Genomic DNA, 20,357 nt, shown 5'->3' on the forward strand with positions numbered 1-20,357 from the left:
AAGGATCGTATCTGCCATGGCGAACGCCAAATACCCGACCGTGCCCAATGGAGCGACGGGGGTATTGGTATTGGCCGACGGTACCGTCATCTTCGGCCGCGGCTTCGGCGCGATCGGTGCGGAAGTGGGCGAGCTCTGCTTCCACACCGCGATGACCGGCTATCAGGAAATCATGACCGACCCGAGCTTTGCGGGCCAGATCATCACGTTCACTTTTCCCCATATCGGCAATGTCGGCACCAATCCGGACGATCTGGAGGCGGACACTCCCTGGGCGCTCGGCTGCATCGTGCGCGAGGACGTCACCGCGCCCTCCAACTTCCGCAATGTCCAGCCATTCGACCAGTGGCTGAAGGCGCGCGGCCGCATCGGCCTGTCCGGCGTCGACACGCGCGCGCTCACGCGCCGCATCCGCATGGCCGGCGCGCCCAATGCGGTGATCGCGCATGATCCCAATGGCGCGTTCGACCTGAAAGCTTTGCACGAGAAGGCGAAGGCCTGGCCGGGCCTCGAAGGCATGGACCTCGCCATCGAAGTGACCGGTGAGCAGCGCGACTGGTCCGGCGGCCCCTGGAAGCTCGGCTTCGGTTATGAAGCAGACGGGGAGGGGGACAGGCCTCATGTCGTGGCGATCGACTATGGCGCCAAGCACAACATTTTCCGCAATCTCGTGAAGGCCGGCGCCAAGGTGACGGTGCTGCCCGCGACGGCGACCTTCGATCAAATCATGTCGTTCAAGCCGGCGGGCGTGTTCCTGTCGAACGGCCCTGGCGATCCGGCCGCGACCGCCGACTATGCCGTGCCGGTGATCCGCAAGCTGATAGACACCAACATGCCGATCTTCGGCATCTGCCTTGGCCATCAGCTCCTCGGCCTCGCCGCGGGCGGCAAGACGCGCAAGATGTATCAGGGTCATCGTGGCGCCAATCACCCGGTCAAGCGGCTGGAGGACGGGGTCGTCGAGATCACGAGCATGAACCATGGCTTCGCGCTCGACGCGACGAGCTTGCCGGCCAATGTCGTCGAGACGCATGTCAGCCTGTTCGACGGCTCGAACTGCGGCATCGCCTTCACCGACAAGCCGGTCTTCGCCGTGCAATATCACCCCGAGGCCTCGCCGGGCCCGCAGGACAGCTTCTATCTGTTCAAGCGGTTCGTGGAGGGGCTCAAGTGATCCTGCTGCCGATACTGGCAGCCGGTGCCGTCATCGATACGCCGAAGCTCCAGCGGCAGCTCGATTTCATGGTCGGCCTGTGCCGCGCGAATGAGGTCGTCCGCTTCGTCGCGCATGAGGGCAATGTCGTGACGATGGAGATGCGCAAGCCGGGCCTGCCCAGCGTCAGCGAGAACAAGGCGTTTCAGTGCGCGCTGGCCAAGGTGAAGGACCGCGCCGACCTGCGGCTGGAGGCGCCTGCGCAATGAGCCTCAAGCTGCCCGAGGTCGATCCCGCCCGGCTGGAAGCGGAATGGGAAGCGGACAAGGATATCCTCGTCCAGCTCGCCGCCAATGGCGACAAGGCCCATCTGCCGCGGCCGGTAGACGTGAGCTTCCGTGGGACGGAAGAGGATTTCGAGCGCGTCCTGAACGTCGCCAGCCAGTTCGGCTTCGTCGAGCTGGACCGCGAAGTGGGCGAGGATGGCGAACTCTACCTGTTCCTCGAATGCGAGAGCGCGGTCGATGAGCAGTCGATCCGCGCGCTCACCCGCAAATGTGTCCAGATCGAGCTGCTGTTCGGCGTCGAATATGACGGCTGGGGCTGCGAAGCGCAGGCGGGAGCGGTGCATTGATTCCGGCAATTGATCCCGATCGCTGGGAAGAAGTTTGGGCTGCGGATTTGGATGTGTTGAGAAGCCTTGCCGAGCAAGGCGATCGGTCTGAAGTTCCTCGTCTGGTAGACGTTAGCTTTCGTGGTTCGGCCGATGCTCTTGATCGTCTCCAGGCTTCCGCAGCCAATTTCGGATTCGTGATACAGTCGCGAGATCCGAACGGCCCTCAAGAGCCTTGGCTATTTCTGGAGCGTATTCAACCCATTGATTTGGAAACGATGCGCGAATTCACCATGACCTACCTTCAGATAGAAGACTCCTTTGGCGTCGAATGTGATGGGTGGGGTTGCGTAGCGCAGAACGGAATCGGCCAATAATGCCCAAAAGAACTGACATCTCCTCCATCCTCATCGTCGGCGCGGGGCCGATCATCATCGGTCAGGCGTGCGAGTTCGATTATTCGGGCACGCAGGCCTGCAAGGCACTGAAGGAGGAGGGGTACCGGATCATTCTGGTGAACTCCAATCCGGCCACGATCATGACTGACCCGGAGATGGCCGACGCGACCTATGTCGAGCCGGTGACGCCGGAGATCGTCGCCAAGATCATCGAGAAAGAGCGCCCCGACGCGATCCTGCCGACCATGGGCGGCCAGACCGCGTTGAACACCGCGCTCGCGCTGTTCAACGACGGCACGCTGGCGAAATATGGCGTGCAGATGATCGGCGCCGATGCCGAGGCGATCGACAAGGCTGAGGACCGGATCAAGTTCCGCAACGCCATGGACAAGATCGGCCTGGAATCGGCCCGCTCGCGCATTGCCCACACGATGGAAGAGGCGATGGAAGCGCTGGAATTTACCGGCCTGCCGTCGATCATCCGGCCCAGCTTCACCATGGGCGGCACCGGTGGCGGCATCGCCTATAACCGCGACGAGTTCATGAACATCGTGCGCGGCGGCCTCGATGCCTCGCCGACCACCGAGGTGCTGATCGAGGAGTCGCTGCTCGGCTGGAAGGAATATGAGATGGAAGTCGTCCGCGACCGCGCGGACAACGCCATCATCATCTGCTCCATCGAGAATGTGGACCCGATGGGTGTGCACACGGGCGATTCGATCACGGTCGCGCCGGCGCTGACGCTGACCGACAAGGAATATCAGATCATGCGCAACGCCAGCATCGCGGTGCTGCGCGAGATCGGCGTCGAGACCGGCGGCTCCAACGTCCAGTTCGCGGTCAATCCCAAGGATGGCCGCCTGATCGTCATCGAGATGAACCCGCGCGTGTCGCGCAGCTCGGCGCTCGCCTCCAAGGCGACCGGCTTCCCGATCGCCAAGGTCGCGGCCAAGCTGGCCGTCGGTTACACGCTCGACGAGATCCAGAACGACATAACCGGCGTCACACCCGCGAGCTTCGAACCGACCATCGATTATGTCGTGACCAAGATCCCGCGCTTCGCCTTCGAGAAGTTCAAGGGCGCCGAGCCGCTGCTCGGCACGGCCATGAAGTCGGTCGGCGAAGTCATGGCGATCGGCCGCAACATCTACGAATCCATGCAGAAGGCGCTGCGCGGCCTCGAAACCGGCCTGTCCGGCTTCAATCAGGTCGATCATCTGGTCGGCGCCAGCCGGGACGAGATCATCGCCGCGCTCGGCCAGCCGACGCCGGACCGACTGCTGATCGCCGCGCAGGCGCTGCGCGAGGGCCTCAGCGTCGCTGACATTCACGCCGTCTCGAAGTTCGACCCCTGGTTCCTGGAGCGACTTGCGGAGATCGTCGCGGCCGAGAACGAGGTGCTCGACAATGGCCTCCCGCGCGATGCCGAGGGCATGCGCCGCCTGAAGGCCATGGGCTTCTCGGACAAGCGCCTGGCCTGGCTGGCGTTGCAGTCCGCCAATCTGCGCCCCGGCATGGACAGCGCGATCCGTCGCGGTTCCGGCCTCGTTCGCGATGCTGTCGTCGCCATGACCGGCGGCGTGACCGAGGAAGAGGTGCGCGCGCTGCGCCACAAGCTCGGCGTGCGGCCCGTGTTCAAGCGGATCGACACCTGCGCGGCCGAGTTCGAGGCCAGGACGCCCTATATGTACTCGACCTATGAGGCGCCGACCTTTGGCGAGCCGGAGAACGAGGCGTTCCCGTCCGATCGCAGGAAGGTCGTCATCCTCGGCGGCGGGCCGAACCGCATCGGCCAGGGCATCGAGTTCGACTATTGCTGTTGCCACGCCTGTTTCGCGCTGGAAGATGCCGGCTACGAGACGATCATGATCAACTGCAATCCGGAAACGGTCAGCACCGATTATGACACGTCGGACCGGCTCTATTTCGAACCGCTGACGGCCGAGGACGTGCTGGAAATCCTGCATGTCGAGCAGTCGGCCGGCGAGCTTGCGGGCGTCATCGTCCAGTTCGGTGGCCAAACGCCGCTGAAGCTCGCGCAGGCGCTTGAGACGGCCGGCATCCCGATCCTCGGCACCTCGCCGGATGCGATCGACCTTGCCGAAGACCGCGAGCGGTTCGCGGCACTGATCACCAAGCTCGACCTTCTCCAGCCCGCCAACGGCATCGCGCGCTCGCGCGACGAGGCAATCGCGGTCGCCAATCGCATCGGTTATCCGGTGCTGATGCGGCCGAGCTACGTGCTTGGCGGCCGCGCCATGGAGATCGTCGACGGTCAGGCGCAGCTCGAGGAATATATCGCCACCGCCGTGCAGGTCTCCGGCGACTCGCCGGTGCTGATCGATCAGTATCTGCGCGATGCCGTCGAGGTGGACGTGGATGCCTTGTGTGACGGCACGGACGTCGTCGTTGCAGGCGTGCTCCAGCATATCGAGGAAGCCGGCGTCCATTCGGGCGACAGCGCCTGCTCTTTGCCGCCCTACAGCCTGCCTGCGGACATCATCGCCGAGATCGAGCGGCAGACCGAAGTGCTCGCCCGCGCGCTCAGCGTGCGCGGCCTCATGAACATCCAGTTCGCGGTGAAGGACGGCAAGGTCTACCTCATCGAGGTGAACCCGCGCGCCTCGCGCACCGTCCCCTTCGTGGCCAAGGCCATCGGCACGCCGATCGCCAAGATTGCCTCGCGCGTCATGGCGGGGGAGAAGTTGGCCGATCTGCCGAAGATCGACCGCAATGCGATCTCGCACATCGCGGTCAAGGAAGCCGTCTTCCCGTTCAACCGCTTCCCGGGTGTCGATCCCGTCCTCTCACCCGAAATGAAGTCCACCGGTGAAGTCATGGGAATTGATAGCGATTTCGCGACAGCGTTTGCCAAGGCACAGATCGGTGCGGGAACGATCCTGCCGAAGGACGGCACCGTGTTCATTTCGGTGAAGGACAGCGACAAGGGCGTGATCCTGCCTGCCGCCCGCAAGATCAGCGAGCTGGGTTTCACGATCATCGCGACCGGCGGCACGGCGCGCTACCTGCAGGATCAGGGCATCGCCGTCGAGGAAGTGAAGAAGGTCGCCGAAGGGCGGCCGCACATCGTCGACCGGATCACCGATGGCGGGGTCGATCTCATCTTCAATACGACGGAAGGCTGGCAGTCGCTCAAGGACAGCCAGGCGATCCGCACGAGCGCCCTGCGCCTCAAGGTTCCGAGTTTCACCACGGCGGCCGCGAGCCTCGCCGCGGTGGACGCGATCGAGGCCTTGCGCGCACGTCCCCTTGAAGTGAAGCCTCTCCAATCCTATTATCAGGCGTCGCACGACTGATATCCGACACATAGAAATCAGCTGCGCGCTGGCCGGAACCGCCGGTCGGCAAGGGAGTTCGCGCTTCGGGACAGGCCCGGACGGATGGAATTGGGGAGTTATATGGCGACCGTTGAGAAGATGCCGATGCTGCAGGTTGGCTATGACAAGCTGACGGAGCAGGTGCGTGCCCTCAAAGCGGAGCGTCCCTTGATCGTGGAAGCGATCGAGGAAGCGCGTGCGCACGGTGACCTTTCGGAAAACGCCGAATATCATGCCGCCAAGGAGCGCCAGGGTCAGGTCGAGGCGTCGATCGCCGACATCGAGGACAAGCTCTCGCGCGCTCAGGTCATCGATCCCAAGAGCCTCTCGGGCGACAAGATCATCTTCGGCGCGACGGTGACGTTGCAGGACGAGGACGATCAGCCGGTGCGCTATCAGATCGTCGGCCAGGCGGAGGCGGACGCCAAGCTCGGTATGATCAGCTATAATTCGCCGCTGGGCCGTGCGCTCATTGGCCGCCAGGTCGGCGAGGAAGTCGAAGTCACGGTTCCGTCCGGCGACAAGTTCTACCTGGTCGATAAGATTGAGTTCATCTGAGAATCGCGCGCCGCGTGAGGCTAGCATCATGGCGGTGACGCTTCCCCGTGGGCCGGCTACGAACATCCTGGCCGGCCTCACTTTTCTAGCTTTCCTGCCAGTCTATCTGACCGGCCAGACGGATCGCGCCGCGATTCTGGCTGGCTTCATCCCGGAGCGCGTCAATGCGCTCGCCGCCCAAGGCATCTCGATCGACATACCGTGGCTCCCGCTCTGGCTGACGCCGCTCAGCGCGACCTTGATCCATTCGGACTGGCTGCATCTCGCTTTCAATCTGATGATGCTGATATTTTGCGGCCGCTATGTCGAACAGTTGCTGGGGCAGGGGCGGCTGATCCTCATTTACGTCGTCGGTGCCTATGCCGCCGCGATCGGGCAATGGGCAATTGCGACACTGACCTCCGCCAATGGCGAGACAGTCATCCCGATGATCGGCGCAAGCGGCGCCATTTCAGCGCTGCTCGGCACCTATGCGATGATTTACAGCCAGCGCGGCGTGCGCGCGCTGGGGCCGGTGCCGGCCTATGTCGTGCGCATGCTCTGGCTCGCTGCCGCCTGGACGATCCTGCAATTGCTGATCGCGCTGGCCGGCGGGTTCGATGCGCTGTTCGGCAGCGTGGCCATCGGCGCGCATATCGGCGGGTTCATTGCGGGGCTGTTGCTGGCCCGCCCGCTGTTGTCCTGGCGCTTCCGGCCGCTCTGACCGGTCAATCGACCTGCGGGTCTTGGGCTTCCCCCGCCGGATCAAGCAGACGGTGCAGATGCACGATGACATAGCGCATCTCGGCGTCATCGACCGTGCGCTGGGCCGCGCCGCGCCAGGCCTTTTCGGCGCTGGCATAGTCCGGATAGACGCCGACCAGCTCGATCGAGCTCAGATCCTGAAATTCGAGTGTCTGCGGGTTCGTGACGCGCCCGCCCATGACGAGATGCAAAAGGCTCAATGGAAGCTCCCAGAGTGAACGGCATTCGGCGGTAGCCGTGTTTCGGCCTGCGCTAGCAGCGTCCCTGCGCCATGCCAAGCCGATGCGCGTCGCTCAGCCTTCCTCGGCGTCCGTCTTGCCCGGTGCCAGCTTCCTGCTCTGCGTGCGAATGCGCTCGCCGACCGCGCTCGCGGCCTTGCCGGCGGCGCTGCGCATTGCGGCCTTCCGCTGGTCGTTGAGACCGGCGACGACGATCTTTGCGGTTTCGCTGGTCGCAGCGGCCCTGATGGCCCGGCCGGCGATCTTTCCGGCCTTTCCGGCAATGGCGACACGCGGCATGAAGATACCGATGATGGCACCGGCTGCGGCGGCGGCCGCCACGGCGGCAATCGGATGCTCCTGAAACAGCCGGTTGGTCTCTGCCGCCGCACGATAGGTCTTCTCGCGAGTATCCTCGATCACCGCTTCACTGGTCTCGCGGGTCACGGCAATCACGTCGGTTGCTGTTTTGCGCACGCGGGCGACACTTTCGCGGGCCTTGGCCCGAACCGCTTCGACGGGTGTCGCGCCTTCGTCAGTCGTCATCGATCTGCCTCCACAGGCGCCGGTTCAGCCAGACCAGCTGTGCGCCTCTCATCCCATATAGAGCAGCGAGCCGCGCCGGCCGCCAGAAGATCACGGCAATGAGGCCCAGCACCCCGGAGGCTGCCATCAGGGGGTGGCGGCGCAACGCCTGACGCATGTCGCTGCGGACCTCGTCCGCCTTGTCGCTTGCCGCGACGAGCGCGTCGCCCTTGAGGCGGTCGAACGAGAGCCGCCGCTGCGTACTCTGGAGCGAGCTGATAAAGCGCAGGCGAGCGACCGTGGCTCGCTCACGCGCGCGGATCAGCCGTTCTTCAGGATCGACCTTGCTCACGGGCCTTTCCCTTCAAGCAAACGAATGAAGGTCCGCCGTGCCGCCAGCGCGAAGCCGACGGCAGCGAGGATCGAGACGCCGGCGATGATGAGGCTCGCCCAGAGCCAGCCGACATAGGGCGCCAGCGCGATGATAGTCGAGCCGATCAGGATCACGACACCCATGACGAGGAAGATGAGCGCCAGCGTCGCCAGCGCTAGCCATTTGCGCAGCCCGTCGGCAATGAGCGCCGCCTTGAGCTTCGCCCAGTGCAGTTCAGCTTCGGCCAGTTCCCGGCCCGAGGCGATGAGCCGCTCGACGCTGGCTTTGATGGAGCCGTCGTCGGGCGGCGGCGCCACCGTCTCTTTGAGGTCCGCGTCGCTCTCGCTCATCGTTCAGGATCTGGCCGATCGTCCTCGCTGTCTCAGGCGTCGTTCGAGTTGCCGCGCATCATCCGCATGAGCACGAAGCCCACGACGGCAGCCGCGCCGATCGCGACCGCCGGGCTTTTGCGCACGAAGTTGCGCGCTTCTTCCGCGAGCTGATCGACATCCTTGTCGTCCAGCGATTTGGCTGCACCGGCAACGGTTTCCGCCGCCTTGCGGGCATAGTCGCCATATTGCGGGCCGAGCTTGGAATCGACCGTCTCGGCCGTGTCGGAGATCAGTTTGGAAAGGCCGGCAAGGGCTTCGCCGGTCGTGTTTTTGGCGCTGGTCGCAGCGTCGCGCGCGGTAGCCTTGGCCTGCTCGGCGAAGTCGCCGGCCTGCTCGCGCCAGTTGGCGCCGGCGCTGCTCTCCGTGCCGTTGCTGTGCGCGGCTTTGGCTTCCTTCAGCGCTGCGGCCTTGGTTGCGGAGGGCTTCCTGGCGGCGGGTTTCTTCGTTGCCGCGGATGTTGCGGGTTTGCGCTTGGGCGATGTGCTGCTCGTCTCGGCCATGATGGTTCCTTTCTGGCAAAACGTTGCCCCTCGCTTTTCGATATAGCAAGGGTTTGTCCCATTAACAGACCCTCTCGGCCTTCGTTCCCGAGACTGTGTCGCGCTTGCCGCACCGGCCGGCATTGCCATAGCCCGGAGCGCTCGCTAAGCGGCGGCGCAAGTCCGTGCAGCCGTGAGGGGTAACACCGCCATGACCGAAATTCTCGACATCCATGCTCGCCAGATTCTCGACAGCCGCGGTAATCCGACCGTCGAAGTCGATGTTCTGCTGGAAGACGGCAGCTTCGGCCGTGCCGCCGTGCCCTCGGGGGCCTCGACCGGTGCCTACGAAGCGGTGGAAAAGCGCGACGGGGACAAGAGCGTCTATTTGGGCAAGGGCGTGCTCCAGGCCGTCGCCGCCGTGAACGGCGAGATCAGCGACGCGATCATCGGCATGGACGCCGAAGACCAGGGCGATGTCGATGCGGCGATGATCGCCCTCGACGGAACCGACAACAAGGCGCGTCTCGGCGCGAATGCCATTCTCGGCGTAAGCCTCGCGGTTGCCAAGGCGGCGGCGGATGCGCGCGGCCTGCCGCTCTATCGGTATGTCGGCGGCGTTTCGGCGCATGTCCTGCCCGTGCCGATGATGAACATCATCAATGGCGGCGAGCATGCCGACAATCCGATCGACTTCCAGGAATTCATGATCATGCCGGTCGGCGCCGAGAGCATCGCCCACGCCGTGCAGATCGGTTCGGAAATTTTCCATACGCTGAAGAAGGGCCTGCACGACAAGGGCCTTGCGACCGGCGTCGGTGACGAAGGTGGCTTCGCGCCGAACATCGCGTCCACGGTCGAAGCGCTCGACTTCATCATGCAGAGCATCGAGAAGGCCGGCTACAAGCCGGGCGAGAATGTCATGCTTGCGCTCGATTGCGCCGCGACTGAATTTTTCAAGGACGGCAAATATGTCATTTCGGGCGAGGGTCTGTCGCTCTCGCCGGGCGAGATGGCTGACTATCTCGCCGATCTCGTGGCGCGCTACCCGATCAAGTCGATCGAGGACGGCATGAGCGAGGACGATTTCGAAGGCTGGAAGGCGCTGACCGACAAGATTGGCCACAAGTGCCAGCTGGTCGGCGACGACCTGTTCGTCACCAATCCCAAGCGCCTTGCCATAGGCATCGAGAAGGGCCTCGCCAATTCGATGCTGGTGAAGGTCAACCAGATCGGCTCGCTCACAGAGACGCTGGCGGCCGTCGATATGGCGCATCGCGCGCGCTACACCAACGTGATGTCGCACCGCTCTGGCGAGACCGAGGACGCGACCATTGCTGATCTCGCCGTCGCCACCAACTGCGGCCAGATCAAGACGGGTTCACTGGCGCGCTCGGACCGGCTCGCCAAATATAACCAGCTCATCCGCATCGAGGAGGAGCTGGGTGATCGTGCCGTCTATGCCGGAGCCGGTATTTTTCGCTGACACTGTCGGTTAGCCGGCGTGAGAGCGTTGCAGGTATGAGATTCTTCCTGCCTGCGACTCGTTTCGTCGCGTTGCGCCATTTTACACTTGCAATGACCGGGGCGGCGTGATTCCAAGGAGGAATGGCGCAACTGGCGAAATTGAGGCTGTTATTCGGGTCGGCGATGATGCCGGCGATCGCGATTGTCCTTCTGCTCATCTTCATCGCTTATGCCATCGTCGGCCCCAACGGCATTCTCGCCTGGGGAGACTATAGCCGTCAGCTCCGGCAGCGGCAGGCCGAACTCAAGATGCTGCAGGCCCAGAAGGCGGCGATCGACAACCGGGTGAAGCTGCTCGATCCGCGAAAGGTCGATCCCGACATGGCTGACGAGCTGGTTCGCCGCCAGCTTGGCGTCACGCATCCGGATGAAGTCGTCGTCCCGATGAAGTGAGCGGCATTTCGCCTTTCTCGTCTCCTAAATCACGGGTCGTTTAACCTATCTGGACATTGCGCTTGTGCGCATGCCGCGCCTATAGCTGCACAAAATTACCACGCGAGAAGGACCTGAAACATTGGCGAAGCCAGCTTCCAGCCGCTCGAGAAAGCCAGCTGCGGGCACAGCCGCGCCGGCCCCGGCCGATCATAATCGCGAGCGTCCGGCCGATCCCAAGCCGTACCAGGCCAGCAAGGAAGAACTGCTCGAATTCTACAAGCAGATGCTGCTCATTCGCCGCTTCGAGGAGCGCGCGGGCCAGCTTTACGGTCTCGGCCTGATCGGCGGTTTCTGCCATCTCTATATCGGTCAGGAAGCCGTCGCGGTCGGCATCCAGTCGGCGCTCACGCCCGGCAAGGACAGCGTGATCACCGGCTATCGCGATCATGGCCACATGCTTGCTTACGGCATCGATCCCAAGGTCATCATGGCCGAGCTGACCGGCCGCGAGGCCGGCATCTCGCGCGGCAAAGGCGGCTCGATGCACATGTTCAGTGTCGAGCATAAATTCTACGGCGGCCACGGCATCGTCGGCGCGCAGGTTTCGCTCGGCACCGGCCTCGCCTTCGGTCACAAATATAGCGAGGACGGCGGCGTCTGCGTGGCCTATTTCGGCGACGGCGCGGCCAATCAGGGTCAGGTCTACGAGAGCTTCAACATGGCCGCGCTCTGGGGCCTGCCGATCATCTACGTGATCGAGAACAACCAATATGCGATGGGCACGTCGGTTCATCGCTCCTCGTCCGAGGATCGTTTCTATCTGCGCGGCGAGAGCTTCCGTATTCCCGGCATCCAGGTAGACGGCATGGACGTGCTTGCCTGCCGTGGCGCGACCGAAGAGGCACTTGCCTGGATTCACGCGGGCAAGGGGCCGATCATCCTGGAGATGAAGACCTATCGCTATCGCGGCCACTCCATGTCCGATCCGGCGAAGTATCGCTCTCGCGACGAAGTGCAGACCATGCGCGAGACCTCCGATCCGATCGAAGGTATCAAGAAGGCGCTGGCCGATGCTGGCATCAAGGAAGACGAGCTGAAGAGCATCGACGCCGAGATCCGCAAGGTCGTGAGCGAGGCTGCGGACTTTGCGGAGACCTCGCCCGAGCCTGTAGCCGGCGAACTCTATACCGACGTTCTGGTGGAGCAGTACTAATGGGTCTCGAGATCAAGATGCCGGCCCTCTCGCCGACGATGGAAGAGGGTACGCTGGCCAAATGGCTGGTGAAGGAAGGCGACGAGGTCAAGGCCGGCGACATCATGGCCGAGATCGAGACCGACAAGGCGACGATGGAGTTCGAGGCGGTCGACGAAGGTACGATCGAGAAGATCCTGATCGCCGAGGGCACCGACAATGTGAAGGTCGGCACCGTGATCGCGCTGTTGACCGGCGAAGGCGAAGCGGCGGCTGCGCCGGCGCCCGCGGCCGTGGAAGCGCCCAAGGCCGAGGCCGCCGCGGAAGAGCCCGCGCCGAAGAAGGCCGAGAGCGGCACCAGCAATCTGGGTGGCGGCAAGGCCGTCGCCGTGACCGATCCGGCGATCCCGGAAGGCACGCAGATGGTCAAGACGACCGTCCGCGAGGCCCTGCGCGACGCCATGGCCGAGGAAATGCGCAAGGATCCGCGCGTGTTCTTGATGGGCGAGGAAGTCGCCGAGTATCAGGGCGCCTACAAGGTGACGCAGGGCCTGCTCGACGAGTTCGGTCCCAAGCGCGTCATCGACACGCCGATCACCGAGCATGGCTTTGCCGGCATCGGCGCGGGCGCGGCGATGGGTGGCCTGCGTCCGGTCGTCGAGTTCATGACATTCAACTTCGCCATGCAGGCGATCGACCACATCATCAACTCTGCTGCCAAGACCAATTACATGTCCGGCGGCCAGATGCGCTGCCCGATCGTGTTCCGCGGTCCCAATGGCGCCGCCTCGCGCGTCGCCGCGCAGCATAGCCAGAATTATGGCCCGTGGTACGCTGCGGTGCCGGGTCTGGTCGTCATCGCGCCCTATGACAGCTCGGACGCCAAGGGCCTGCTCAAGGCCGCGATCCGCAGCGAGGATCCGGTGGTCTTCCTCGAGAACGAACTCGTCTACGGACGCAGCTTCGACGTGCCGCAGGTCGAGGATCATGTCCTGCCGATCGGCAAGGCGCGCATCGTCCGTCCCGGCAAGGACGTGACAATCGTCAGCTACTCGATCGGCGTCGGCGTTGCGCTGGACGCGGCCGAGCAGCTCTCCGGCGAAGGCATCGATGCCGAAGTGATCGACCTGCGCACCCTGCGCCCGCTCGACACAGCGACCGTGCTGCAGAGCCTCGCCAAAACCAACCGTGTCGTCGTGGTCGAGGAAGGCTGGCCGGTCTGCTCGATTTCCTCGGAGATCATGGCAGTCTGCATGGAGCAGGGCTTCGACGATCTCGATGCGCCGGTGCTGCGCGTCACCAACGAGGATGTGCCGCTGCCTTATGCGGCCAATCTCGAAAAGGCGGCGATCATCGATTCCGCGCGCGTCGTCGCGGCCGCCAGGAAGGTCTGCTACAAGAGCTGAGGCGTTGATCCCCGCGCGGGATCAGCAGGTCGAAGGCGTCGCGCCTTCGTTGTTGTAGATGCCCGTGCCGCCATTGCCGGCATAGTCGCGATTGTCGCGCACTGTCATGGCTGCAATGTCCTTGATCACCGTCGTCGGGACCAGTCGTGACGAGATAAGCGGCTGGTAGTCATAGGCGACCTCGACGAACATCACGGCGGTGTCGTCCGGCGTGGTGACGGTCTGTCCGGCCGGACCCATGTTGTTCTTGTTGGTGTCTCCCTGCACGCCGTAGCTTGAGCTGTAGGTCTTGCCGCCATAGCAGCGCTGCCAGCGGATCTTGAACTTGCTCGTCGTATTCGGGTTGGCCACAGGCTCGAGGCTGGAGACGATGACACGGCCGCGCGTTGAGAGGTCGAGCGCGCCGGCTTGCAGGTTTGCGCCGATGAGGAGATCGTTGATCTGCGTCTCGCTGATTTGCGGCGCGGTGAGCAGGCTGTTCGTGCCGATGCGGGAGGCATTGTCGGCGACGTGGAGCGCGATCTGGCTGATCCGCAGCTTGGTGATCGCATAGTTGGTGAGTTCCGCGCCTGACAGGAACATCGCGAGGATGATCGGCGAGGTGAGCGCGAACTCGACGGCCGCGAGGCCGCTCGTGTCGCCCCGCAATCGATGAAGGGATGCAGCGAGCGGTCTCATGACGGCGCATCCACATCGGGCGTGCCCATGCCGCAATTATCGACCGTTGGGGTCGCATATTGCTCCTGGTCGCCAAAGGGCTGGTTGGCAAGCACGGTAGAGGCAGTCAGCGTCGTCGTGCCGCGACCGCCGATCAGCTTGTCGAGCGGGAACATGCGCGGATAGCTGATCGTCACGGTGTAGACCATATTGTCGCGCGCGCCGGCGCGATCCGCAGAGTCGCCTCCGTCGCGATCGAACAGTCCGTTGTTGTTCGCATCGACATAGGCTTCGCCATTGTTGCACTTGCCGTCGCGATAGGGGCTGCCGGCGGCGGAGTCCGTGAAGGCTTCGGCTTGCGCCGCCGCAGCCTTGGAGAAAGTCTTGTAGAAGCGGCGGGCGACTGTGACCGTGGCGGTATTGTGCAGAGTGCCGAGCTGCGCCTTGACCCGGTCGTCGATCGTGTCGCGCGTCGTTGTCGATGTGCCGGCGGCGGTCTCCAGCGTACCGTCACGCGCGGCCTTCTGCAGGGCGCCCTGCAAGACGCCCTGCATGTAGAGGGTGTGGCCGATGTCGAGTGAGCCGAGCAGCAGCACGATCAGTGCGGGCGAGATGAGTCCGAACTCGAGGATGGTCGTGCCCTGCTGCGCGGTGCGGAGGCGCCGCAGCCGCTCGGCAAGGGGGCGGGCAATCGTGTGAACCGTCGCCATGGCTCAGCTCGTCAGCCTGAGTTCGGCGATTTCGGAAGCGATCTGCTTGAAGTTCGAGATCAACGTGGCCGTATCTGCGGCCGAGAAATATTTGCCGCTCGTGGCGCACGCCTGAAGGCGCGCTTCGGTCGTCGCATTGATACCGCCGCCATAGGAAATGACCCACAACGTGATGTTCTTGTTCTTGATGGCGGTGCAGAGCGCCGTGAGGTGCGCGTTGATCATCCGCGCCGTGGAACTGTCGGTGCCCGAGCCGCCGCCTTCGTTGTTGACCGGCGCGTAGGTCGTCTGGCGACGATCCCACCAGCTGATGCCGTAGGCCATATAGTCGTCGTTATACGACATGGTGTCGCCGTCGGTCATGAAGATGATGTGGCGCTGGATAGCGCCGCCGCCGGACGTCTGGGCATTCTCGCTGGCGAAGATGCCGGTGGGCGAGATGAAGCGCGCGCCCCAGATCATGCCGATGTCGTGATATGTGTTGCCGATGGCGGTGAGCGAGTCGACATAAGTGACGAAGCTGTCGGACGTGTACCAGGTCTGCAGCTTCTTCGCCTCGGTCGTGCAGTAATGGGTGGGCTGGTCGAAGTTGCTCGACGACGTCACATTGGAGGTGGTGTCACTGCCGCCCGAGTAGCGGAAATAGACGGCGCCACCGAGCTGCGGCCCCCATTGGGTGCCGGCGACATTGGGATCGGGCAGCAGATCGATGTTCATGTCGTTGGCGTCCGACGGGATCGTGCCCCATTCGTCGCTCGGATCATGATCGGAATTCTTCGTGGCCGATGCCTGGCGTTCCTCGACGCAGCCGGTCCAGGAGACATTGGTATTGGTGCCGCTGCTGCCGATGGGAAGCGCGACACTGCTGTTCCAGCTGCTGCCGCCGGCCTTGAGGCCACTCACATCGAACGTGACCTGCTTGTAGGTCCAGTTGCTGAAGACCTGCGTGGTGCCGGTCTGTGCATACGTGGTGGTCGTGTCCGTGCGCAGCCGGCGGCAGCTGCGAGTGTCGCCGCTCGTGTCGGACGCGCCGCTCCATCCCCACTCGCCTGTGCTGCCGCCCGAGGTAGCGGCGCCGTCATGCGGGAAGGTCGTAGCGACTGTCGCTGTGGGCACCGGGCCGCCGGACGAGGTCGCCGTCGGGCTGAAGCCGCCCCAACCATCGAAATTTTCGTTTTTCATATAGCCCAGGCACTGTGTCTGACTGATGCTGATCTGGCTGCCCCAGCCATTGGTATAGACCTCCCAATAGGGGCCGTTCACTGTCGGGCTATTGGCGGAATAGATCGGTTGGTCAGTGAAGTTCGCTTGGCGCGACTGGTAGGCCCAGCTGTTGGCGAGCGCGTCGTTGGGCAGGAGCTTGCCGACGTTCACATTGACGGAATAGGGCATGAAGCCGAGCCGGATCTGCGCGGTGCCGCTGTAGGTCGTCGCCGAGGGATCGTTGCCGCAGACCTCGGCCGTGTTCACCTTGAGGAGTGCTTCATAGAAGCATTTGACCGCGCTCTTGAGGCCCGTGATTTTCGCGCCGACAGCCGGCACGTTGCCGTTGTTCGAGCACCACGCATCGCCGGCCGCACAATTCATGGAACCGGTGACGTCGAGCACGAACATGACGTCCGTGTTCGGAATTTCCATCTTGGCGGTGCAAGTGACCGCGAGGTTGCGCGAGCTCATGCCGAAGACGCGCATGATGGTCATCGGCACGGCGACGCTGACGTTGCCGGTCACGGTGCCGTTGCTCTCCGTGTAGTTTCGGGTCAGCGTGCCGGTGCCATAGGCATTGGTCTTGAAGTTGGTCGCGAAGAGTTCGTTGGCGCGCGCCTGCGCGCTGGTCGTGCCGCCCGTTGTCCAGGCACCGGCACCCATGACCTTGCGGCCGGCGAGCGCGCCGGCGTCACAAGCATGTTGCAGGCGCGTCTTCGTCAGGTAGAGACGACTCATGTCGACCCCGCCGCCGATCAGGCCTGCCAACGGAATCATGGCAGCCGCCGCAAGCGCGATGGTGTTGCCCGCGGCATCGCGGCCCAATCGCGTCAGAAAGGATGCACCCGTGCGCTCGCGCGTCATGTCTGCCTTCATTGCATCGACTTTCCCGGTCCGGCGGATCGATCGCTCCGCCACGAAGCCACATCGGCCAATAGCGCCGGGTGGTGGACGGAAGCCTAAGCGGGATGGTTGACGGGCCGTGAACGCTACGGAAAACAAAGATGTTTCGCTGGCGCCGCTATCACCGTTGCCACGCCTGCTGCTGGCCTATGCGCCGCCGGACCTGCGCGCCTGGCATCAGCTGTGCTGGTTGCTGGACCAGCGCCTTGCGGCAGTGGTGAAAAGGGGGGGCGATCCGACGATCGCGGCGATCCGGCTTGCCTGGTGGGATGCCGTGCTGGTCGAGCAGGATGCCGGGAAAGGCGGCGGCGAGCCTCTCGTCGAGCAATGGCGGGCGATCGCGCCGGAAGGTTCCGGGGCGCGGGCCGAGCGACTGATCGACGGATGGCGCATGCTTGCCTCGCCCGATCCGATGGGGGCCGATGAACTCGCTGCCTATGCGGCGGCGCGCGGCGGCGGCCTGTTCTCGCTGATAGCGGCGGGATCGGAGCAGGACGAGGCCGTCGAGCGAGCCGGTCGGCAATGGGCGCTCTGGGACCTTGCCGGCCATGTCCGTGACAGGGCGCTCGCGGGCCTTGCGCTGGAGGTTGCGCGCGCGCAAGGACCGGGCGCCGCGCCGTCCGACGCCGCGCTGAAACCGCTCCGCCTCGCACAGGCCGTCGCGAGACCGGACATCGTGGCAGGCAACGTGCCAGTGGGCGGCTTCTCGCTGCGTCATTATGGGCGCTTGCTGCTGGCCTCGATCCGCGGCTAGTCTCGCCGCGTCGCAGGATGGGCGGGGGAGCCATGGGACGCTTTCTGGCAGGATCGATCGCCGCATTGCTGCTCGTCGCGGCAGGGCTGTTCTGGTGGCAGGGCGAGGCCGACCGGCAAACGCGGCCGCTGGTCGCGCAGGGCGGCGCCAAGGCGCAGCCGCCGACCCTGCCGGGCGAGGGCGATCCCGATGCACGCGGCGCACCGCCCCCGGGGCCGCCCGCTGCCGCCCAGCGCACGCGCGAACAACGGCGCTTCGACCGCTATGACCGCAATCGGGACAGCGCGATTACCCGCGTCGAGATGCTCTCGACCCGTTCCGCCGCGTTCCGCAAGCTCGACAAGGACGGGAACAACCTTCTCTCGTTCGAGGAATGGGCCGTGCGGACATCCGACCGGTTTGCCGGGGCGGATGCCAACAAGGACGGCAAGCTGAACGCGGCCGAGTTTGCGACGACGGCGCCCAAGCCTGCCGCGCCCCGGCAGGAGTGCGTCTGCGACGGGGACTGAGTCGCGGCGGGTTTGCGACGTGGTTTTGGGTTTGGGAGGTCGGTTCGGGCGTGTGAGGGTAGCCAAAGTGCATGGCCGCTGCACATAGCCGCTCGTCCGTGCGTTCGGTAAGTTACGGATTTCCGGGCTTTTTCGGGGATAACTTCTCTAACGTCCCTCATGTCACGCATGGTGAGCGCGCAAAAGTCCGGCTCAGGGTGAGCGGAGTGTTTGAATTTGCTGGATTTTTTGACGGTGTCAAAGAACGAAAGAAACGGGGCCTTCGTTAGCTTATTGCATGTTTGGTAGGTTGTAGGACAGCCTAAGCCCTCCCGCTTGCGAGAGAGGGTTGGGTGAGGGTCTTCTTTTTCTTCGAGCTCGGAAAAGAAGAAGACCCTCACCCTCCCACCGCTACGCGGCGGGGCCCTCCCTCTCCCGCAGGCGGGAGAGGGTGTTACGCGGGTACTGCCCCCAGCGCGTCCTGCTTCCATGTCGCCAGCGCTGTGCGGGCACGGTCTGTATAGCCCTGCTTGCGATCCTTCTTGCGCACGCTCTCGTCGAGCGGCGGGAAGAGGCCGAAATTGACGTTCATCGGCTGATAGCTCTCGGCGTCCGCGCCGCCGGTGATGTGGCCGAGGAGGGCGCCGAGCGCGGTCTCGGGCGGCGGGGTGGGCAGGCTCCGGCCGGCGAGCTCCGCGGCGGTCATCAGGCCGGCGAGCAGACCGACGGCGGCGCTTTCGACATAGCCTTCGCAGCCGGTGATCTGCCCGGCGAAGCGGATATGCGGGGCGCCGCGCAGGCGCAGGGCGCCGTCGAGCAATTCCGGGCTCTTGATAAAGGTGTTGCGATGCAGCCCGCCGAGCCGCGCGAACTGGGCGTTTTCCAGTGCCGGGATCGTGCGGAACAGGGCGACCTGCGCCTCATATTTGAGCTTGGTCTGGAAGCCGACCATGTTCCAGAGCGTGCCGAGCGCATTGTCCTGCCGCAGCTGGACGACGGCATGCGGCCAGCGGCCGGTGCGCGGATTGTCGAGGCCGACCGGCTTCATCGGGCCGTGGCGCAGCGTATCGACGCCGCGATCGGCCATCACCTCGATCGGCATGCAGCCCTCGAAATAGGGCGTGTCCTTTTCCCATTGCTTGAACTCGGTCTTGGGCCCGTCGCGCAGGCCCTGCACGAACGCCTCATATTGCTCCCGGTTCATCGGGCAGTTGATGTAGTCCTTGCCGTCGCCATCGGGCGATCCCTTGTCCCAGCGGCTGGCTTTCCAGGCGATGTCCATGTCGATCGTGTCGCCATGGACGATCGGCGCGATGGCATCGAAGAAGGCGAGCTGGTCGCGGCCGGTGGCGCGGGCGATCGCCTCGGCGAGCGGAACGGCAGTGAGCGGGCCGGTGGCGATGATGGTCGGGCCTTCGCTCGGCAGCGCATCGATGCGCTCGCGCACGACCTCGATCAGGGGGTGACTGGCGACGGCCTGTGTGACGCCGCCCGCGAAAATGTCGCGATCGACGGCGAGGGCGGACCCGGCGGGGACCTTGGACTTGTCCGCCTGCGCCATGATGATCGATCCGAGCGCGCGCATCTCCTGATGGAGCAGGCCGACGGCGTTGCTGTTGGCATCGTCCGAGCGGAAGCTGTTCGAGCAGACCATCTCGGCAAGCGCGTCGGTCTGGTGAGCGGGCGTCATCTCGCCGCTGCCGCGCATTTCGGAGAGGCGCACGCGGATGCCGGCCTGGGCAAGCTGCCACGCGGCTTCACTGCCGGCGAGGCCGCCACCGATGATATGGACTTGGTGGGTCATGGGGGTCTCTTTGGACCCAGTTGGGGGTGAGGGGAAGGGTTTAACATTAGCCCCTCCCCTTCAGGGGAGGGGTCGGGGGTGGGGCTCGACGGTGCGGCCATCCGCTATGTCAGCGATGCTGGCGCATCGCCCCCACCCCAACCCCTCCCCTGAAGGGGAGGGGCTATTGTTTGTTAGTCAAACCCCGCCGGGAAGACGTGCAGCCCGTCCGGGCCCAGCCGCAGCTTGCTATGGCCGGCGACGGCATCGGACGGGATCGCGCCATAGACATGCGGGAACAGCGCGCCGCCGCGCGAGGGCTCCCATTTGACCGTGTCGCCAAGAGGAGGGAGGTCGACCATCACGAGGATCGCCGGATCGACGTCCGCGAACCATTTGGCGGCCGTTTCGCGCACCTGTTCGCGCGCCGAGAGATGGATATAGCCATCGGCGAGGTCCACGGGCGAGCCGGTGAACGTCCCCGATTCGCGCCACGTGGTCCATTCCTCGGGGCGCAGCAGCTTGAAAGCAAACAGATCGGTCATTTGCTGACGCTACGGCAGCG

At 64.3% G+C, this 20,357-nt stretch carries 23 protein-coding genes; 13 read left to right on the plus strand and 10 right to left on the minus strand.

Annotated features, from left to right (window positions below):
- The first annotated feature begins 16 nt into the window (after window positions 1-16).
- The 7 genes from carA to KM135_RS11915 all read left to right on the plus strand — a co-directional run bounded on the left by carA (window position 17) and on the right by KM135_RS11915 (window position 6,763).
- Window positions 17-1,174, plus strand: coding sequence for a glutamine-hydrolyzing carbamoyl-phosphate synthase small subunit (gene carA, locus KM135_RS11885; protein WP_221714234.1), 1,158 nt, complete (start codon window positions 17-19; stop codon window positions 1,172-1,174).
- Entirely contained in the window at window positions 1,171-1,422 is a 252-nt protein-coding gene (locus KM135_RS11890; protein ID WP_221714235.1) for a hypothetical protein, read from the plus strand. The genes carA and KM135_RS11890 overlap by 4 nt, the downstream gene beginning before the upstream one ends.
- Window positions 1,419-1,787, plus strand: coding sequence for a ribonuclease E inhibitor RraB (locus tag KM135_RS11895; RefSeq protein ID WP_221714236.1), 369 nt, complete (start codon window positions 1,419-1,421; stop codon window positions 1,785-1,787). Before KM135_RS11890 ends, KM135_RS11895 begins: the two co-directional genes overlap by 4 nt.
- Window positions 1,784-2,143 carry a ribonuclease E inhibitor RraB gene (locus tag KM135_RS11900; RefSeq protein WP_221714237.1) on the plus strand — a complete coding sequence of 120 codons (360 nt, stop codon included), beginning with the start codon at window positions 1,784-1,786 and terminating at the stop codon, window positions 2,141-2,143. The genes KM135_RS11895 and KM135_RS11900 overlap by 4 nt, the downstream gene beginning before the upstream one ends.
- The gene (carB, locus tag KM135_RS11905) at window positions 2,143-5,481 is read left to right on the plus strand and encodes a carbamoyl-phosphate synthase large subunit (RefSeq protein WP_221714238.1); all 3,339 of its coding nucleotides are present in this window, start codon (window positions 2,143-2,145) and stop codon (window positions 5,479-5,481) included. Before KM135_RS11900 ends, carB begins: the two co-directional genes overlap by 1 nt.
- 102 nt (window positions 5,482-5,583) lie before the next feature.
- Window positions 5,584-6,060 (plus strand): transcription elongation factor GreA, encoded by a 477-nt coding sequence (greA, locus tag KM135_RS11910; protein ID WP_221714239.1) that lies wholly within the window; start codon window positions 5,584-5,586, stop codon window positions 6,058-6,060.
- Window positions 6,061-6,088: 28 nt separating this feature from the next.
- Window positions 6,089-6,763: a rhomboid family intramembrane serine protease gene (locus tag KM135_RS11915; protein WP_221714240.1), complete on the plus strand. Its 675-nt coding sequence runs from the start codon at window positions 6,089-6,091 to the stop codon at window positions 6,761-6,763.
- A 4-nt stretch (window positions 6,764-6,767) separates the two neighbouring features.
- Here KM135_RS11915 and KM135_RS11920 read toward each other — a convergent pair whose 3' ends face one another.
- The 5 genes from KM135_RS11920 to KM135_RS11940 all read right to left on the minus strand — a co-directional run bounded on the left by KM135_RS11920 (window position 6,768) and on the right by KM135_RS11940 (window position 8,812).
- On the minus strand, window positions 6,768-7,004 hold the full coding sequence (locus tag KM135_RS11920; protein ID WP_221714241.1) for a DUF4170 domain-containing protein: 237 nt from the start codon (window positions 7,002-7,004) through the stop codon (window positions 6,768-6,770).
- A gap of 93 nt (window positions 7,005-7,097) precedes the next feature.
- Window positions 7,098-7,568, minus strand: coding sequence for a hypothetical protein (locus KM135_RS11925; protein WP_221714242.1), 471 nt, complete (start codon window positions 7,566-7,568; stop codon window positions 7,098-7,100).
- Window positions 7,558-7,899 carry a hypothetical protein gene (locus tag KM135_RS11930; protein ID WP_221714243.1) on the minus strand — a complete coding sequence of 114 codons (342 nt, stop codon included), beginning with the start codon at window positions 7,897-7,899 and terminating at the stop codon, window positions 7,558-7,560. The genes KM135_RS11925 and KM135_RS11930 overlap by 11 nt, the downstream gene beginning before the upstream one ends.
- Window positions 7,896-8,270, minus strand: coding sequence for a phage holin family protein (locus KM135_RS11935; RefSeq protein WP_221714244.1), 375 nt, complete (start codon window positions 8,268-8,270; stop codon window positions 7,896-7,898). The genes KM135_RS11930 and KM135_RS11935 overlap by 4 nt, the downstream gene beginning before the upstream one ends.
- A gap of 32 nt (window positions 8,271-8,302) precedes the next feature.
- Complete coding sequence (locus tag KM135_RS11940; RefSeq protein ID WP_221714245.1) at window positions 8,303-8,812, minus strand: hypothetical protein; 510 nt, start codon at window positions 8,810-8,812, stop codon at window positions 8,303-8,305.
- 190 nt (window positions 8,813-9,002) lie between these two features.
- Here KM135_RS11940 and eno point away from each other — a divergent pair, with 190 nt between their 5' ends.
- From eno to KM135_RS11960, 4 genes are all read left to right on the plus strand, one after another.
- Window positions 9,003-10,277: a phosphopyruvate hydratase gene (gene eno, locus KM135_RS11945; RefSeq protein ID WP_221714246.1), complete on the plus strand. Its 1,275-nt coding sequence runs from the start codon at window positions 9,003-9,005 to the stop codon at window positions 10,275-10,277.
- Window positions 10,278-10,399: 122 nt separating this feature from the next.
- Window positions 10,400-10,711 (plus strand): FtsB family cell division protein, encoded by a 312-nt coding sequence (locus tag KM135_RS11950; RefSeq protein WP_221714247.1) that lies wholly within the window; start codon window positions 10,400-10,402, stop codon window positions 10,709-10,711.
- A 121-nt stretch (window positions 10,712-10,832) separates the two neighbouring features.
- A complete protein-coding gene (gene pdhA / locus KM135_RS11955) occupies window positions 10,833-11,906 on the plus strand; it encodes a pyruvate dehydrogenase (acetyl-transferring) E1 component subunit alpha (protein ID WP_221714248.1) in 1,074 nt (357 codons plus the stop codon).
- Window positions 11,906-13,291: a pyruvate dehydrogenase complex E1 component subunit beta gene (locus tag KM135_RS11960; RefSeq protein WP_221714249.1), complete on the plus strand. Its 1,386-nt coding sequence runs from the start codon at window positions 11,906-11,908 to the stop codon at window positions 13,289-13,291. Before pdhA ends, KM135_RS11960 begins: the two co-directional genes overlap by 1 nt.
- 21 nt (window positions 13,292-13,312) lie before the next feature.
- Here the strand turns inward: KM135_RS11960 and KM135_RS11965 are convergent, their stop codons facing one another.
- Genes KM135_RS11965 through KM135_RS11975 form a run of 3 tightly spaced genes read right to left on the minus strand, consistent with a single transcriptional unit; the run spans window position 13,313 to window position 16,740 of the window.
- Entirely contained in the window at window positions 13,313-13,969 is a 657-nt protein-coding gene (locus KM135_RS11965) for a TadE/TadG family type IV pilus assembly protein (RefSeq protein WP_221714250.1), read from the minus strand.
- Window positions 13,966-14,658 (minus strand): TadE/TadG family type IV pilus assembly protein, encoded by a 693-nt coding sequence (locus tag KM135_RS11970; RefSeq protein WP_221714251.1) that lies wholly within the window; start codon window positions 14,656-14,658, stop codon window positions 13,966-13,968. The genes KM135_RS11965 and KM135_RS11970 overlap by 4 nt, the downstream gene beginning before the upstream one ends.
- Before the next feature lie 3 nt (window positions 14,659-14,661).
- Window positions 14,662-16,740 (minus strand): TadE/TadG family type IV pilus assembly protein, encoded by a 2,079-nt coding sequence (locus KM135_RS11975; RefSeq protein ID WP_221714252.1) that lies wholly within the window; start codon window positions 16,738-16,740, stop codon window positions 14,662-14,664.
- Window positions 16,741-16,846: 106 nt separating this feature from the next.
- Between KM135_RS11975 and KM135_RS11980 the strand changes: the two genes are divergently transcribed.
- A complete protein-coding gene (locus KM135_RS11980) occupies window positions 16,847-17,521 on the plus strand; it encodes a hypothetical protein (protein WP_221714253.1) in 675 nt (224 codons plus the stop codon).
- A gap of 32 nt (window positions 17,522-17,553) precedes the next feature.
- Window positions 17,554-18,030: an EF-hand domain-containing protein gene (locus KM135_RS11985; RefSeq protein WP_221714254.1), complete on the plus strand. Its 477-nt coding sequence runs from the start codon at window positions 17,554-17,556 to the stop codon at window positions 18,028-18,030.
- A gap of 433 nt (window positions 18,031-18,463) precedes the next feature.
- Here the strand turns inward: KM135_RS11985 and trmFO are convergent, their stop codons facing one another.
- Together trmFO and KM135_RS11995 are read right to left on the minus strand one after the other, a co-directional pair.
- Window positions 18,464-19,813 (minus strand): methylenetetrahydrofolate--tRNA-(uracil(54)-C(5))-methyltransferase (FADH(2)-oxidizing) TrmFO, encoded by a 1,350-nt coding sequence (gene trmFO, locus KM135_RS11990; RefSeq protein ID WP_221714255.1) that lies wholly within the window; start codon window positions 19,811-19,813, stop codon window positions 18,464-18,466.
- A gap of 173 nt (window positions 19,814-19,986) precedes the next feature.
- Window positions 19,987-20,337 (minus strand): DUF952 domain-containing protein, encoded by a 351-nt coding sequence (locus KM135_RS11995; RefSeq protein WP_221714256.1) that lies wholly within the window; start codon window positions 20,335-20,337, stop codon window positions 19,987-19,989.
- Window positions 20,338-20,357: the final 20 nt, after the last annotated feature.

It is taken from the genome of Sphingobium xanthum, assembly GCF_019737615.1.
Classification (GTDB): Bacteria; Pseudomonadota; Alphaproteobacteria; order Sphingomonadales; family Sphingomonadaceae; genus Sphingobium; species Sphingobium xanthum.